Annotated in this window: 14 protein-coding genes; 2 read left to right on the top strand and 12 right to left on the bottom strand. The window is 53.9% G+C overall.

Features of this window, described 5'->3' with window-relative positions; all coding sequences use genetic code 11:
* Positions 1–20 precede the first annotated feature (20 nt).
* From BMY11_RS10685 to add, 5 genes are all read right to left on the bottom strand, one after another.
* The gene (locus BMY11_RS10685) at positions 21–221 is read right to left on the bottom strand and encodes a cold-shock protein (protein WP_090575021.1); all 201 of its coding nucleotides are present in this window, start codon (positions 219–221) and stop codon (positions 21–23) included.
* A gap of 282 nt (positions 222–503) precedes the next feature.
* Complete coding sequence (locus BMY11_RS10680) at positions 504–1,502, bottom strand: ThiF family adenylyltransferase (RefSeq protein WP_090575701.1); 999 nt, start codon at positions 1,500–1,502, stop codon at positions 504–506.
* A gap of 216 nt (positions 1,503–1,718) precedes the next feature.
* Entirely contained in the window at positions 1,719–2,006 is a 288-nt protein-coding gene (locus BMY11_RS10675; protein WP_090575019.1) for a MoaD/ThiS family protein, read from the bottom strand.
* Between the two features lie 5 nt (positions 2,007–2,011).
* Positions 2,012–3,121, bottom strand: coding sequence for a WD40/YVTN/BNR-like repeat-containing protein (locus tag BMY11_RS10670; protein WP_090575014.1), 1,110 nt, complete (start codon positions 3,119–3,121; stop codon positions 2,012–2,014).
* A 132-nt stretch (positions 3,122–3,253) separates the two neighbouring features.
* Positions 3,254–4,279: an adenosine deaminase gene (gene add / locus BMY11_RS10665; RefSeq protein ID WP_090575011.1), complete on the bottom strand. Its 1,026-nt coding sequence runs from the start codon at positions 4,277–4,279 to the stop codon at positions 3,254–3,256.
* 198 nt (positions 4,280–4,477) lie between these two features.
* On the opposite strand from add, the gene BMY11_RS10660 reads away from it, so the two are divergent.
* The gene (locus tag BMY11_RS10660) at positions 4,478–6,796 is read left to right on the top strand and encodes a bifunctional diguanylate cyclase/phosphodiesterase (protein WP_090575008.1); all 2,319 of its coding nucleotides are present in this window, start codon (positions 4,478–4,480) and stop codon (positions 6,794–6,796) included.
* A 23-nt stretch (positions 6,797–6,819) separates the two neighbouring features.
* On the opposite strand, the gene BMY11_RS10655 is transcribed toward BMY11_RS10660, so the two are convergent.
* The 6 genes from BMY11_RS10655 to BMY11_RS10635 all read right to left on the bottom strand — a co-directional run bounded on the left by BMY11_RS10655 (position 6,820) and on the right by BMY11_RS10635 (position 12,160).
* A complete protein-coding gene (locus tag BMY11_RS10655) occupies positions 6,820–8,409 on the bottom strand; it encodes a sensor domain-containing diguanylate cyclase (protein WP_090575005.1) in 1,590 nt (529 codons plus the stop codon).
* 140 nt (positions 8,410–8,549) lie between these two features.
* Complete coding sequence (locus BMY11_RS28845; RefSeq protein ID WP_177182591.1) at positions 8,550–8,696, bottom strand: hypothetical protein; 147 nt, start codon at positions 8,694–8,696, stop codon at positions 8,550–8,552.
* A 5-nt stretch (positions 8,697–8,701) separates the two neighbouring features.
* Positions 8,702–8,998: a ferredoxin family protein gene (locus BMY11_RS10650; RefSeq protein ID WP_090575002.1), complete on the bottom strand. Its 297-nt coding sequence runs from the start codon at positions 8,996–8,998 to the stop codon at positions 8,702–8,704.
* Complete coding sequence (locus tag BMY11_RS10645) at positions 8,999–10,294, bottom strand: FAD-dependent oxidoreductase (protein ID WP_090574999.1); 1,296 nt, start codon at positions 10,292–10,294, stop codon at positions 8,999–9,001. It lies immediately after the preceding gene.
* The gene (locus BMY11_RS10640; RefSeq protein WP_090574996.1) at positions 10,287–11,333 is read right to left on the bottom strand and encodes an electron transfer flavoprotein subunit alpha/FixB family protein; all 1,047 of its coding nucleotides are present in this window, start codon (positions 11,331–11,333) and stop codon (positions 10,287–10,289) included. The genes BMY11_RS10645 and BMY11_RS10640 overlap by 8 nt, the downstream gene beginning before the upstream one ends.
* Positions 11,330–12,160, bottom strand: a complete 831-nt coding sequence (locus tag BMY11_RS10635) for an electron transfer flavoprotein subunit beta/FixA family protein (protein ID WP_090574993.1) — start codon at positions 12,158–12,160, stop codon at positions 11,330–11,332. Before BMY11_RS10635 ends, BMY11_RS10640 begins: the two co-directional genes overlap by 4 nt.
* Before the next feature lie 175 nt (positions 12,161–12,335).
* On the opposite strand from BMY11_RS10635, the gene BMY11_RS10630 reads away from it, so the two are divergent.
* Positions 12,336–12,905 carry a response regulator gene (locus BMY11_RS10630; RefSeq protein WP_090574990.1) on the top strand — a complete coding sequence of 190 codons (570 nt, stop codon included), beginning with the start codon at positions 12,336–12,338 and terminating at the stop codon, positions 12,903–12,905.
* Between the two features lie 12 nt (positions 12,906–12,917).
* Here BMY11_RS10630 and BMY11_RS10625 read toward each other — a convergent pair whose 3' ends face one another.
* Positions 12,918–14,339 (bottom strand): sensor histidine kinase, encoded by a 1,422-nt coding sequence (locus BMY11_RS10625; protein ID WP_090574986.1) that lies wholly within the window; start codon positions 14,337–14,339, stop codon positions 12,918–12,920.
* Positions 14,340–14,359 lie beyond the last annotated feature (20 nt).

Here is a 14,359-nt window from a genome sequence, read left to right as displayed (position 1 = left end):
TTCCATTGTTCGCTATAAAACTACAGTTTTACAACGTTTTCTGCTTGTGGTCCACGGTTGCCTTGAACAACGTTGAACTCAACGCGTTGGCCTTCGTCAAGAGTCTTGAAGCCTTCGCCTACGATTGCGGAGAAGTGTACGAATACATCGTTGCCGCCTTCAACTTCGATGAAGCCGAAACCTTTTTCAGCGTTAAACCATTTAACTGTTCCTTGTTGCATTGGGAATTACCTCCAAAAATTTAATTAACATGTACTTTTTATTCGTTTACGACAAATAAAAAAATCACACATTGAAAAAGGTACCATCTAGCACAAATGACAACCCTTTTCAATATGTGAATTCAGGTTCTTTTATGACTAAGATCATATTAGCATATCTATGGTTGAAAAGCAACGAACTTCTTAGGCCTCGAGTACCTCGGCAGAGAACGGGGAAAACCCTTGCCCTCAGCTATTATAAGCGGTCGAGACCTTTTCTATACACGGTTTACCAAAATAAAATTATGACCCTATATACCGGTCATACAGCGTTTGTGCACGCGCCAAATCTTCAGTTCCTTGGACGAGCACACGTCCATCCGGGAACAGAACAAGCCGTTCACCTTCGGGCAGCTCCGCCTTCAGCAAGTATGGATTGCGGGTCACGGTGCAGGAACGCTCGAGCCGCTCGGCCATATGCTGCAAATTGATCGAGCGATTGCCTCCGATTTGAACCGTTTCACGGCCGCATAAGGTCACTGGGCGTTGGTGCTCGGATCCACTGGCTTGCAGCGATGGATATTGTTTCAAGCTGCAGGTCGGGCAGCTCGTTCGCTGCGGGGGCAGCTTCAAGTCCATCATCTGGTGCTGCCAAATCTCCAGCGATAGCAGCCCTTGGCGCTGCGCACCAGTTGCGCCGACCATGATTTTCAGCGCCTCGACCGCTTGCAAGGAAGCGATGATATCGATAATCGGCGAGATAACCCCGACCGTATCGCAGGTGTCGCCACCGCTTCCACTGTCGCCGGAACCGAGGAGGCAGCGAAGGCAAGAAGTTTGACCGGGGATGAACACCGCGGTCATGCCGTGGGAGCTAACAGCGCCGCCGTAGATGAACGGGATGCCAAGCTTGAAGCAGACATCGTTCAGGAGCAAACGCGTCTGGAAGTTATCCGTGCCATCGAGCACCAGATCTGCGCCGGTAATCAGAGCTTCGGCATTATCCGCCGTCACATGCGAGACGATCGGCTCGATCGTGATGTCGCTGTTAATGCGCGAGAGCTTCCTCTCGGCGGCGATAACCTTCGGCCGAACCTGCTGCACGTCTTCTTCGTCGTACAGCATCTGCCGCTGCAAGTTGCTGCGCTCGACGTAGTCGCGGTCGATAATGCGTAGCTTGCCGACTCCCGCTCTCGCCATATGATTGGCGATAACGGTGCCGAGCGCGCCCATACCGACCACGACGATCGTGGCGACAGCGATCTTCTGCTGTCCACTGATGCCAATCGGCGGGAACAGCATCTGCCGCGAATAGCGCTCCCGCTGTGCGCTGCGCTCGCCACCACCTGCCGCTTCTCGGTGCTCATCGTCATTATTGTTCAGTCCCGAGCGCGTGGATGACGGTTGATCCAAGTCCAAGTTTGTTTGCTCCTTTCATTCACTTCTAGTTAGGGCAGTTCTTTAAATCGCTGGTAAGTGGAGGGCACTGCTCCCAGCACCCCACTTCATCTAAGCCTGCTACCCGCCGGACACAGCTTGTAGCACGCGCAGCTTGTCCCCTGCTGCTAGCGGGATGTCGAGCCGCTCAAGCCAAGCAATGTTATCATTATTGTAATAAAGGAGCACATGCTTCCGCACCTCGCCATGCTCATTGTAGAGATGCACCTTGAGCAGCGGATAATCTGCCACGAGCTGCTGCAGTGCGCCTTGCAGCGTCTCAGCCTCCAGTTCAAAAGCAGATCGGCCCTTCGTGCTATCGCTCAGCAGCATTGGAACGGTCACTGTAATTCGCACGCCTACGCCCACGCTCACTACTCCTCAACAATCCAAGTTTTCACAGTAAGTATGCGGGAGAACTGCCCCGGTAGTCGATCCCACGTCACGCCTCGATCGAGCGAGCAGAAGATTTCGCCAGATGTCGTGCCAAAGTAGAGCCCGTACGGATCGAGCCCATCCACAGTCATCGCATCGCGCAGCACGCTCACATGCCGCTCCTCATCCGGCACGACATCGCCGATTGGCTCCCAGCTATCGCTGCCTGGGCGCATGCTATATACAAGCAGCTTGCCACCCCTCATCGAACGCCGCTCATCGCTCTCAAGCGGTATGAGGAACAAGTCACCAGTTGGCGAAACGCTGATCGGGAAGCCGAATGGCGCGTCGCCATCCTGCAGCGTGAGACCGTTCTCGATTGCGAACCAGTTATCGCCGCCATCTATTGATTTGAATACGCCGCCATGCTCCTGCATATAGAGAACATCCGGATTTGCCGGATCAAGAGCCATTTTGTGCACACAGCGGCCCACTTCATCTTCCGGCTGTCCAGTAGGCACACGCGACAAACCTTTGTTGCGAGCCTGCCATGTCTCTCCGCCGTCATCGGTACGGAACACGCCCACCGCCGACATCGCCACCCACATCCGCTGCTTGTTCGAAGGGTGAATAATGATCGTATGCAGACACATCCCGCCTGCACCAGGAAACCAGTTCGGCCGGGTCGGATGCTGCGTCAAGCCTTGGAGCTCACGCCAGTTCTCGCCGCGATCATAGCTCACGAAGATACCTGCTTCTTCAGCGCCTGCATAAAGCGTGTTCAGATCAGACGCCGCGCCAGGGACTAGCTGCCAAATGCGATTCAGCGCAAATCCGCTCTCCTGCGAATAGGATGGGCCATGCTCGATCTGCCGCCAGGTTTCGCCGAAGTCATCGGACACCCGGATGGATGCGCCGTATGCCGCATGCGAAGTACCTGCAAGGATCCGATTGCTTCCGTCCTCGCCCCTGCTGTCGCCAAGCACGCTGTACACTTCCCAGCCTGACAGGAAAGGCCCTTTCAGCTTCCAATCCTTTCGAGCCAAGTCGGATGAATATTGAAAAAGCCCTTTATTCGTGCCGATTAAAAGTACGATCCGTTTCCCCATGACTAAGGCTGCCTCCTCGAACAAGTGTGGTGTGGTATGGTCCCAACCATCCGACCGACCGACCGACCATCCTTCTACTAGTTCGTTATTGCAGCAGCAAAAACCTTCCAAATTACGAACGAGTGCTCGTATTTATTTTATACCGAGCGCCGCCAAATTCTGCTCCACGCACTGCTTCAGCACCTTCTTCGCCGAATCCTCGAGGAACGCTGCGTTTACGCCATTACGAATCATTGCAGCCAGCTCCGAGTCTGTAAAATCAAACCGTTCCGACACAATCCGGTATTCTCGCGTAATATCAGTGCCTGAGACGCTCGGATTGTCCGTATTCAACGTTACGAGCAGCCCCTTCTCGAAGTACTCGCGAATCGGATACACATCCCAGTCCGCCACAGCCTTCGTCTGAATGTTACTCACTGGGCACATTTCAAGCGGAATCCGCTGCTCCAGAATCATTTGCAGAATAGCGGGATTTTCCCGAAGCCGTACGCCATGTCCAATCCGCGATGCACCCAGGTTCTTCACCGCTTCATAGACGTTCTGAGCCCCTGCTGCCTCGCCGGCATGAATGGTTACCGGCAACGACCGCTTATGCGCAAGCGCGAACACCTCGCGGAACAGCTCCGGCGGGAACGAAGCTTCATCGCCAGCCAAATCAACGGCAACGAGCCCCTTCCCTTCAAACTTCGCAGCTGCTTCAATGACCTCAAGATTCAACTGCCGCTCATGATGACGCATGCAGATCGCGATCACTCGGCCGACAATGTCGAACTCCTGCTCCGCCCGCTTCATGCCCGTAATAACGTGATGGATGGTCTCATCAGACTGCAAGCCCCGGCGGCGATGCAGCTGCGGCGCGAAACGCACCTCGATGTATCGGCAGTTATGCGAGGCCGCCTGTGCCAGCGTCTCGTATGCAACACGCTCCAGAGCCGCGCCAGACTGCATGAACTGGGTCGTAAAATCGAACTTGCTGAGGTATTCCGGCAAGCTGCGGCAATCATCATCCACTTGCATGTAAGGAATCAGCCCCGCTTCATCGCCAGCAGGAAGCTCGATGCCTTCAGCTGCGGCAATAGCCATCGCCGTGTCCGGACGCAGGCTGCCATCCAAATGGACGTGCAGATCAACCTTCGGCAGCAGGTGCCATCTATTCATAACAATCCTCTTCCTCTCGGTTTGAGTTACGTAGATATGTATTTCTATCATAATCGAATCGGACCAGCTCTATGTTGACCCTTTTGCATCATTTACCACTCTTGCGATAGTCCATTATACCGAACTCAGCAGGAAATTGTCGATTTATGCCGAATGCTTCCTATTGGTTAACAATGAATCTTGAAGGGGCGATTACGGATGGATACACTACCTCAGCATGCCCCTCTGCGATATAGGACACCGCGCAGAATTTGGCTCCTTATCGTGCTTATCACAGTCTTGCTTGGCAGCGGCTTCTACTGGGCTACAGACGCCTATAGCCAGTGGATGCACAAGGATCTCGATCATGATGCATCCGTCGAGCTAGCCGCAAATGCCTCCTCACTTACACTTGCTCTCGAGCGCAGAATGCTTCTCTCAGATGGGCTGAAGGCGTTCATCGATACATCGCTTATGAGCGGCAATACGCTCAGCCACAAGCAGTTCGATACATTCGCCGCTAATTTTGTTCACCCGATACAGGGCATCCGCAATTTATCCGTCTACCCCGGCGGCATCGCCGAATACGTCTATCCGCTAAAGAACAACGAAAGCATCATCGGCCTCAATCTCCTAACCCATGAGAATTCGGCCATCCGCCAGAATGCCGAACGGACGAAGCAGACCGACCAGAAGACGATTCTCGGTCCCTTCGAGCTGACACAAGGTGGACTTGGCATCTTGACGCGGCAATCTATCTTTATAAAAAACGAGTTCTGGGGCTTCGTCTCCGTTGTGCTTGATGTGCCTCCCATTCTCGCTGAGGCCGGTTTGACGAAGGAGAATAAAGGCATCGAAATTGCAGTGCGAGCAAACGGAAAAGCGATAAACGGCGATGCTACGCTGTTCGAACGCTCGCCACAGCTCGCAACGGTTAGACTGAGCGAAGGAACATGGCAGCTCGCAGCCGTCCCGACCACCGCCAAAGCAAAGTTTATTGATACGAAAATCCGCATTATTCGTCTGCTGTGCTCGCTCGGATGCGCCTTGCTCATCTACATTATCTACCTTCAGCTTACCCAGAAGCATAAGCTCCAAGCAATGGTTAAGGAGCGGACGAGCAATCTGATGACCGCGAATACACAGCTGGCAGCCACCTTTGATAAGCTTAGCGCGGCGGAGGATGAGCTGCGCAAGCAGTATCTGTTGCTCGAAGGAAGCGAGCGGAATTTGCGTAAGGTCGCTTTCCACGACACGGTGACCGGGCTGCACAACCGGATGTTTTTTCAGGATTACCTAGACGCCACCGTCATCTCTCATACAACCCGCGAGGAGCGGTTTGCACTGTTCTTCATTGATCTCGACCAGTTCAAGCTTATTAATGATACGCTTGGTCATTCCTATGGCGATATGCTGCTGCAAGAGGTCGGCCAGCGCCTGAAGCAGCCGCTCATTGAAGGTGAGGCGCTGTCGCGGATTGGCGGCGATGAATTTACGATTATTTTGCCTATGCTAACCGATTTAACGCAGGTGCATCAGCTCGCTCAGCAGCTGGTCAATCTGTTCTATGAACCGTTCCTACTACAGCAGCTTGAATATTTCGTCACCGCCAGCATAGGAATAACGATCTTCCCCGACCACAGCCAGGATGCCGACACGCTCATGAAATACGCGGATGCGGCGATGTATCAGGCGAAGGAAGAAGGCAAGAACACCTACCGGATCTACGACGAAACCTTGAATGCTGATTTACAGCAGAAAATGTACATCAAGAACAGTCTACGGCGCGCGCTTGAACACCAGGAGTTTGAGGTGTTCTATCAACCGCAGATTGAGCTTTCTACAGGGCGCATCTCCGGTCTTGAAGCACTGCTGCGCTGGACTCATCCTAAGATCGGCCCTATCTCGCCGACCGTCTTCATTCCGATTGCCGAAGAATCAGGGCTTATGATTCCAATTGGCGAATGGGTGCTGCGCACGGCTTGCGCGCAGAACAAAGCGTGGCAGGATGCAGGCTTGCCGCCAGTCACCATCGCTGTTAATTTGTCGGCGCGGCAGTTCGCTCCACGGTACGATCTGGCGGCGCAAGTGAAAGCAGTCCTCGCTGAGACCGGGCTCGATCCCGCTTATTTGGAGCTTGAAATCACCGAGAACATGGCGATGCACGACAACAACGCCGCCGTCTTGCAGGAGCTGCGGAGCGACAATGTGCGTGTATCTATTGATGATTTCGGCACGCACTATTCGTCACTGAGCTACTTGAAACGGCTGCCCGTCGACAAGATCAAGATTGACCGCTCCTTCGTCGTTGGCATCGGCAAGGAGCCCAAAGACGAGGCCATCATTCTGGCTATGCTGCTGCTGGCCAAGCATATGGAGCTGATGATCATCGCCGAGGGCGTCGAAACAAGCGAGCAGCTTGCTTTCTTGCAAAAAGGCGAGTGCCACGAGATTCAAGGCTACTTCTACTATCCGCCGAAATCGGCTGAGACCGCGCAGCACATTCTACGCAGTCATACAAAAGGGCTGACCATCTGATGGTCAGCCCTTCTCTATTCCAACTACGAAACAACAGCTGCGCTACTCGCCGATTCGATTCGGTTGCGCCCCAGATGCTTCGCACGGTACAGCGCCTCATCCGCGCTGCGGAACAGCGCATCGGCATCCTGCGCCGTATCCGGGTATCTCGCTAGGCCGATCGACAGCGTAACCGGCCTACCCACCGGACTGCTCGTCTCCGACATGAAGTGGCGCAGCTTGTTCGCACGGCGGACCGCCTCATCCTCGCTTGCCTCTGGCAGCAGCACCACGAACTCTTCACCGCCGTAGCGGCAGCAAATATGATTCTCCTCGAAGAGTGCCCGCATGTTCGCAGCGAGAAACTTCAGCACCTCGTCGCCTTTCTCGTGACCGTAATTGTCATTGACTTGCTTGAAATGATCCAGATCCAGCAGCATGATCGTGAACGGGATTTCCCTCGCGAGCCAAGTGCCGATATACTTGTCCATCGTCCTGCGGTTGTTCAGTCCGGTCAGCGCATCGGTCTGCGCTTCCAGCGACAGATGATCAAGCTGCATGCGGATTCGGCTGACAGCCATCACGAAGGCGCGGTGAAGAGCGTTCGCTTCGCTGTTCCACGAGTGAATACGCGGCACATCTGCGTGCAGCGACTTCGTCGTCGAGAGCAGCGCAGCGTACTGCGCGAGCTTCGCAAGCGGCTGCGACATTCTGCCGATGACCCAGTAGATCGCAAGCAAGATGACGAGCATGATGGATATAACATAGGTCGCGATATGCATCATGGGGCGTTTAGCCGCCTCCAGCACGGTATCGGTCGGCGTCTGGGAGACAATGCCCCAGCCCGTTTCCTTGATATACGAATAGCTGGAGAGCATGTCGACACCCTCTAGATTCAAAATTCGTTTCGCACCGCTCCGGCCCGCAACCAGGTCAGAAACGACCGGATTACGCAGAACATGCTCGCCTATCCGGTTCTTGTTGGGGTGATAAAGCAGAACTCCTGTTGCGCTGACAACATAGGAGTAAGAGCTGCCACTTGCGACGGCTTTCTCTCGCTCGCCGAGAATGGCATTGAGCAAATTCGACTCATGCAGCCGAATTGTTCCGCCGATAAAGCCCAAATACTCGCCGTTCGCGTCATAGACCGGATGACTGATCATCACAATGAGCGAACTCGCCGCGCTGATATACGGCTCCGATATGAGCGGCTTGCGCTCCTTCAGCGCTTGCAGTGTGCCTTGCGTATTGATCTTCTTTTGCTTCAGCGGCGGAGACTGTTCCGGCGAAATGCTTCGCAGGACGCCGTTCTTATCGATTACGACAATTGTATTAAACATCGAATTCGTGCGCTTGATATACGTAGCCTGCTCGTCCAAATCCGCCAATTCCCAATGTTTCCCGATCTGCTCCGCGTACACTTTCATGCTGGCTTTCTGGGCGATGAACAGTTCGTTAACCGTTACCGCAATTTTGCTCGTATACATGGCATTCATCTGAAAACTCATCGTGATAAGAGAGTCCTTCTCGCTGCGATAGCTTGTAATTAAACTGATCACAACCGTAATGAGAACAGATATGACTACGATTCCGCTGACCATGAAGCGTGTTGATAAACCTTTTGTACGGATCATAATACCTGCCCCCTTCGAGCCGATAGCAATGAATTCGACAAATTCTGCCGAAATCCCTTCTTTTTTCTACAGTTTTATGTAAATTAAAGTAAAAAAAACCGCTGTCTGCACAGTGGCAGCACAAGCGGTCCTTAAGGCGGCTACATTTTTTGCAGCAGCTCCTCCCTTTCCCAGCTGACGAAACGATCCTCCCACGCAATGTGACAAAGGCCATCCAATGTAATTTCCACAACCGTTCCTCTTGCACCGTCCAGCATGAACACCACATAATCGCCGACCTCGAACATCGTTATCACCCCAATCTGAAAACGATTCCGTGACCACCTTTCGGGTATTCCCATTTAATATTCTGGTGCGGACAACCAATGCGGCAGCTTCCGCATTCATGGCAGCCTTCATAGCCGACGTGCATACGGATTTCCTCCCACTTGTATACTTCTGCCGGACAGAAGATCGTGCAGATTTTGTCCGGGCAGCTCGTCATGCACACTTCGGCGTCAAGTACGGTCAGATGCGATTTCGTATCCGCGTTAAACCGCAGCAGGTATTGCTTCTCTTCAATGGATTGCGCCTTCGCCTCATCGCTCATTTACTTCATCACCTTCCAGGCCCGGTACATATCCCGCGCGATTTTCACCTTCTCCTTCGCTGAGCCGAGATCCCGCCATATTTTCTTTTGCTTCTCCCGCTTTGATGTGCCGTCGACGGTGAACATCTGACTCATCGCTCGGTTCATCATCGGGATGTACTGCTCGAAGTATTGCGGGAATTTGTCAAAATGGTGCGTAGAATCTTTGTATTTCTTCAAATCCTGGCCGACGAAGCCTGCCATCAGATCCTTCTTGTAGCGGTCTAGGAACGCTTCTGAGAAGTCGCCTGCCTCCTTCGCCTGCACAATCGTGGCCGCTGCGAGACGGCCTGACGTCATCGCCATGTTCGAGCCCTCGCGGTGAATGGCGTTGACGAGCTGCGCAGCATCGCCGACGACCAGCACGCCTGCGCCAACAACCTTCGGCATCGAGTAATAGCCACCCTCCGGGATGAGGTGGGCGAGATATTCCTGCGGCTCGGCGCCCTGCACATACGGGCGAATCATCGGATGATTCTTCACGTAATCAAGCAGATGATGCGGCTTCAGCTTATGCTTGATCATGCCGGAGAGCAGCGTGCCGACACCGAGGCTCAACGTGTCCTTGTTTGTGTAGAGGAACCCTGTGCCGAGAATGCCCTTGGTCGCATCGCCGAACAGCTCGATCGTGCAGCCCTGCCCTTCCTCGAGATTGAATCGGTCCTCGATCACCTTCTTATCGAGCTTCAAGATTTCCATCGTCGCGAGCGCGACCTCATCAGGCTTGAACTCCTTGTGGAAGCCGAGCGACTTCGCAAGCAACGAGTTAACCCCATCGGCAAGCACAACGACGTCTGCATACAGCTGCCCATCCGGGCGGTCGGTTTGCACGCCGACCACCTTGCCGTTCTCGACGATGCAGGAGAGAACGACCGTCTCGTTGATGAGCAGTGCGCCCTGTTCGACGGCTTTGCCTGCGAACCATTGATCGAACTTGGCTCGCAGCACGGTAAAGTTGTTGTACGGCTCGCGCGCCCACTCCAGCCCTTTGTAGCCGAAGGTAATGGCCGATTCTTTATCCATCATCATGAAGCGCTGCTCCACAATCGGGCGCTCCACGGGCGCATCCTTGTAAAATTCCGGTATAACATCCTCCATCATTTGGCGGTACAGTACGCCACCCATGACGTTCTTCGAACCCGGATACTCGCCACGTTCGAGCAGCAGCACCTTGACGCCGGCTTTCGCCAGCTCGTAGGCGCAGGCAATGCCCGCCGGGCCCGCGCCGACGACGATACAATCAAACTTCTCAGGCATCGGGAACTCTCCTCTCGTGCGCGGTCAGCACCGGCTTGCCGAGCGCGCGCCTGAACTGCTCGATGAGCAGCGGAACGATCTCGAATGCATCGCCGACAATGCCGTAATGGCAAGACCCAAAAATAAGCGCATTCGGGTCCTTATTAATTGCGATAATGAGCCCCGAGTTCTGCATCCCGACGATGTGCTGAATGGCGCCCGAGATGCCAATGGCAAAATACACTTTCGGCGTCACCGTCACGCCGGTCTGGCCAACCTGATGATGATGGCCGATCCATCCGGCCTCCACCACATCGCGGCTCGCGCCGACGGCTCCGCCGATCACATCCGCCAGCTCGTGAATGAGCTGGAAGCCTACTGGGCTGCCCATCCCTTTGCCCCCGGAAACGATAATATCCGCTTCGCTGATGCGCACGGTCTGCACCGTATTTCTTACGATTTCAAGCACCTTCGTGCGGATATCATCTTCATGAATTTCAATCGCTTCTTCGATAATAATGCCAATGCGTTCCTTATCACGAGGCAGCGCGCGAACGACCTTCGGCCTTACCGTCGCCATCTGCGGCCGGTACTTCTTGCACAGAATCGTCGCCATAATGTTGCCGCCGAACGCCGGACGGCTCGCGAGCAGCAGGCCGGTGTCCTCCTCGACATCGAGCTGTGTCGTATCTGCGGTCAGCCCGGTCGGCAGATCCGTCGCAACAGCACTCGCCAGATCCTTGCCGGTCGAGGTCGCACCGTAGAGCAGAATCTCCGGCTTATGCTTCTCCACGCAGGCTAAAAGCGCTTTCATAAATGTCTCTGTGCGGTAATGCTCATAAATCGGTGCATCGTAGACGTACACCAAATCCGCCCCATACGCAATCACTTCCTGCGCAAGCGCCGTCACACCGTCGCCAATGAGGATGCCAGCCAGTTGACTCTTACGCTTATCCGCCAACTGCCTGCCCGCTCCGAGCAGTTCCAGCGAGACGGAAGCAATTGCGCCGTCCTTCACTTCCATGAACACCCACGTTCCCTGGTAATCATCGAAGCTCATGACGATTCACCTCCTACCTCGAACAGTTCCTTCTTCTCTAACAGAATGCCGAGCAGCTGGCTCACTTTCTCCGCCGATGTGCCCTCAATTATCTGCCCTCCCTGCGGCTTCTGCGGAGCCCATACAGAGGATACGATTGTCGGCGAGCCCTTGAGGCCAAGCTGAGTCTTATCCACATCCTCCAGCTCATTGACCGACCAAATATGCGGATTGTACCGTGCAGCCCTCAGCATATTCGGCATCGCTGAATACGGCACTTCGTTGATATCCTTCTCAACCGAGAACAAGCATGGCAGCGTCGACGACACGACCTCGTAGCCATCCTCCAGCTTTCGGTGAAGAATGGCGATGCCCTTCTCCTTGTCGATCTCAACGATCTTCATCACGCTCGTCAGCGGCGGAATGTCGAGTCGCCGTGCAATGCCTGGTCCGACTTGACCCGTATCGCCGTCGATTGTCATTTTGCCGCAGATGATGAGGTCGATCGGTCGTTCCTTGGCGATTTTGTGAAGCGCTTTCGTTAATGCGTAGCTCGTAGCTAGCGTGTCCGCGCCGGCGAACGCCCTATCCGAAATCATATAGCCCTCGTCTGCGCCGATCTCGATGCACCTGCGAATCGCTTTGACAGCCGGCGGCGGCCCCATCGTCAGCACGGATACGATCCCACCGTAGCGCTGCTTCAGCCGAACCGCTTCCTCCACCGCATGCGCGTCATAGGGATTCAGAATCGCCGGCGCGCTGGCACGATCCATCGTGTTCGTCTTTGGGTTCATCTTGATGATTTTCGTATCCGGCACTTGCTTAATGCAGGCGACTATATGCAGCATCCCCTCAGCACCTCTCGTCTAAATACTAAAATATATAGGCAAGCGGGGTAGAAAATGCATAGTTTAGTGCGCTCAGTTATTTTCGCGGCTCCCTCGCATATTAGATATAGCAATAGAGCTGTGATCGAACGTTAATCTGCAGCAATCGTTACGACCGCGAGGAGTGTGTTGAACGTTGCCTTCCATTCGAATTATGATCGTCGAAGATGACCCCTTCTGGCTGGACCGAATAGCTGCCGACCTTGGCGAAGAATCCGATATGGAAATCGTCGCCGCTGTATCGGCGAAGGAAGAAGCGCTGCACCTTCTGCAGCAGCTTGAGGCGGACATTGTGCTCATGGACGTCAACTTGACCTCGAATAACACGGACGGGATCGAAGCCGCGCGAGCAATCGTTCGTCTGACCGGTGAGAAAACGAAGATTGTCATGCTAACCTCCATCCGGGAGCAGGATGTCATCGTCGACAGCTTCCGTAAAGGCGCGATCAATTACATTACAAAGTCGAACTACCCGAAGCTCGTCGCTGCCGTCCGTGAAGCCCATGCAGGCCAAGCGATGCTCTCCCCCGATGTGTCGGAGGCGATCCGCTCCGAGCTCCGTTTGTCCACACTGACACCAATGGAACGAGAAGTTTACGACATGAAGAAGCAAGGTCTCACTAAAACCCAAATCGCCGACAAGCTGTTCAAATCCGTCAATACAATAAAATCCCAGCTGAGAAGCATCCGCGACAAGTTGCCGTAATACTGCCCCTCTTTAGGTATCCGCACGCGATGCTGGCGTCTCCATGAAATGCAGTTTTTGAAACGTCATCGCAATCGTCGTTCCCTTGTTCGGTTCGGAGTGCACAATACGAAGCGTCCCGGCATGCTTCTGAGCAACCGAGCGGCAATAGCCGAGCCCGAGTCCAAAGTGATTCGTCGTTTTTTTCGTCGTGTAGAACGGTTCAAACACTTTGTCCAGCGATTCCTTGGGGATGCCGCTCCCATTGTCCTGTACTTCAATAATCACCACCTTCTTCGTCATGGACGCACGAATGCCGAGTATGCCAAGTCCTGTCTCCATCGCGTCGATCGCGTTCAAGCCTAGATTGAGCAGCGCTTCCTGCAAATGAACAGGATCGCAAAAGACGATTATGTCTTCGCCGAAATCGCTCGACATCCGGATACACTTACGCTCCGCATAAGGTCTGAGCTGCTCGAGAACCATCTCCAATATCCCGTGCAGCGGCTGCTGTGTCTTTACAAGCGATAATTCGCCTGTTTTGTCTTGGATACGCTGGACCATCTGTTGTAAATGTCCGGTCACCTTTGGAATATGATCAAGCAGCCCTTCGATTCTCTCACGCTCTGCGGCCCATAAATGGGTGCGGATTCGCTCCTCGAGGTAGGTGAGCTTATCCAGTTCGTTCTTAATCGTATGATTCAATATAGCCGTCCCGGATTTCAAGGCGGACATCGAGCGTTCCTGCCTCTGCTTCTCATGGTGAAGCCGAAGGCCGAACTTGCCATATTTGAACGCGAAATAACCGAACACAACCAACATGGTAAAGGCAATCGCATTAAAAAACTGATCCGGGGTATGCACTCTCAAAAATCCGCTGTCCATGGCGGGCTCCGTGATACTGGCGTCCCTCGTTTCCGCTTTGGAGTAAATAAACAGCAGCAGCACGAGCAGGGCGGCGAAAGCAACGATCAGTGATTTGAAATATTGAAGCCGGACAAGGGGTTCCGTGTCGCTGCGAAACAACAAGCCGAGGAAAACAACGCCGAACAGCACACAGCCGAACAGAATCGGCCAGAACCAATCGAAATCCTTATAGAACGAAGGAAAGGTTTGAAAATATAAGGACAGCAGAACGACGCCGGTTGCCCGCAGAGAAAGCTCGGCAAACACGGTGATGCCCATTAATATGGTATATGGGAATAAGAGGACAAATGCATAATAGGACAAGAAGACAAAGATTTGCAGCGCGGTAACAGCAATCCCTTCTGGGGAAGCTTGCTTCATCGGAGGCAACGCGTACAGCTGAACGCCGTTCGCAAGCCTTTGCAGGGCGAGCAAGAACAAGCAGGCGCTCAGCCAGTGCGAAACCAGCCTCGGATCGCTTCTTCGTTTCCTCCACAAAGCGCCGCAAGCGGAAGTTAAAACCATGAATTCGACCAATCGGAATAACATGAGTTGCCCCTCTCATCTTT

This window comes from Paenibacillus sp. OV219 (assembly GCF_900110075.1).
Lineage (GTDB): Bacteria > Bacillota > Bacilli > Paenibacillales > Paenibacillaceae > Paenibacillus_Z.
Note: the sequence above shows the minus strand (reverse complement) of the source record. Positions and strands in the feature narration are given on the sequence as shown.

Coding starts and splice junctions, on each gene's coding strand:
- BMY11_RS10685 (WP_090575021.1), bottom strand. CDS start 221: ATGCAACAAGGAACAGTTAAATGGTTTAACGCTGAAAAAGGTTTCGGC.
- BMY11_RS10680 (WP_090575701.1), bottom strand. CDS start 1,502: ATGCTGTTCCCGCCGATTGGCATCAGTGGACAGCAGAAGATCGCTGTC.
- BMY11_RS10670 (WP_090575014.1), bottom strand. CDS start 3,121: ATGGGGAAACGGATCGTACTTTTAATCGGCACGAATAAAGGGCTTTTT.
- add (WP_090575011.1), bottom strand. CDS start 4,279: ATGAATAGATGGCACCTGCTGCCGAAGGTTGATCTGCACGTCCATTTG.
- BMY11_RS10660 (WP_090575008.1), top strand. CDS start 4,478: ATGGATACACTACCTCAGCATGCCCCTCTGCGATATAGGACACCGCGC.
- BMY11_RS10655 (WP_090575005.1), bottom strand. CDS start 8,409: ATGATCCGTACAAAAGGTTTATCAACACGCTTCATGGTCAGCGGAATC.
- BMY11_RS28845 (WP_177182591.1), bottom strand. CDS start 8,696: ATGTTCGAGGTCGGCGATTATGTGGTGTTCATGCTGGACGGTGCAAGA.
- BMY11_RS10650 (WP_090575002.1), bottom strand. CDS start 8,998: ATGAGCGATGAGGCGAAGGCGCAATCCATTGAAGAGAAGCAATACCTG.
- BMY11_RS10645 (WP_090574999.1), bottom strand. CDS start 10,294: ATGCCTGAGAAGTTTGATTGTATCGTCGTCGGCGCGGGCCCGGCGGGC.
- BMY11_RS10640 (WP_090574996.1), bottom strand. CDS start 11,333: ATGAGCTTCGATGATTACCAGGGAACGTGGGTGTTCATGGAAGTGAAG.
- BMY11_RS10635 (WP_090574993.1), bottom strand. CDS start 12,160: ATGCTGCATATAGTCGCCTGCATTAAGCAAGTGCCGGATACGAAAATC.
- BMY11_RS10625 (WP_090574986.1), bottom strand. CDS start 14,339: ATGTTATTCCGATTGGTCGAATTCATGGTTTTAACTTCCGCTTGCGGC.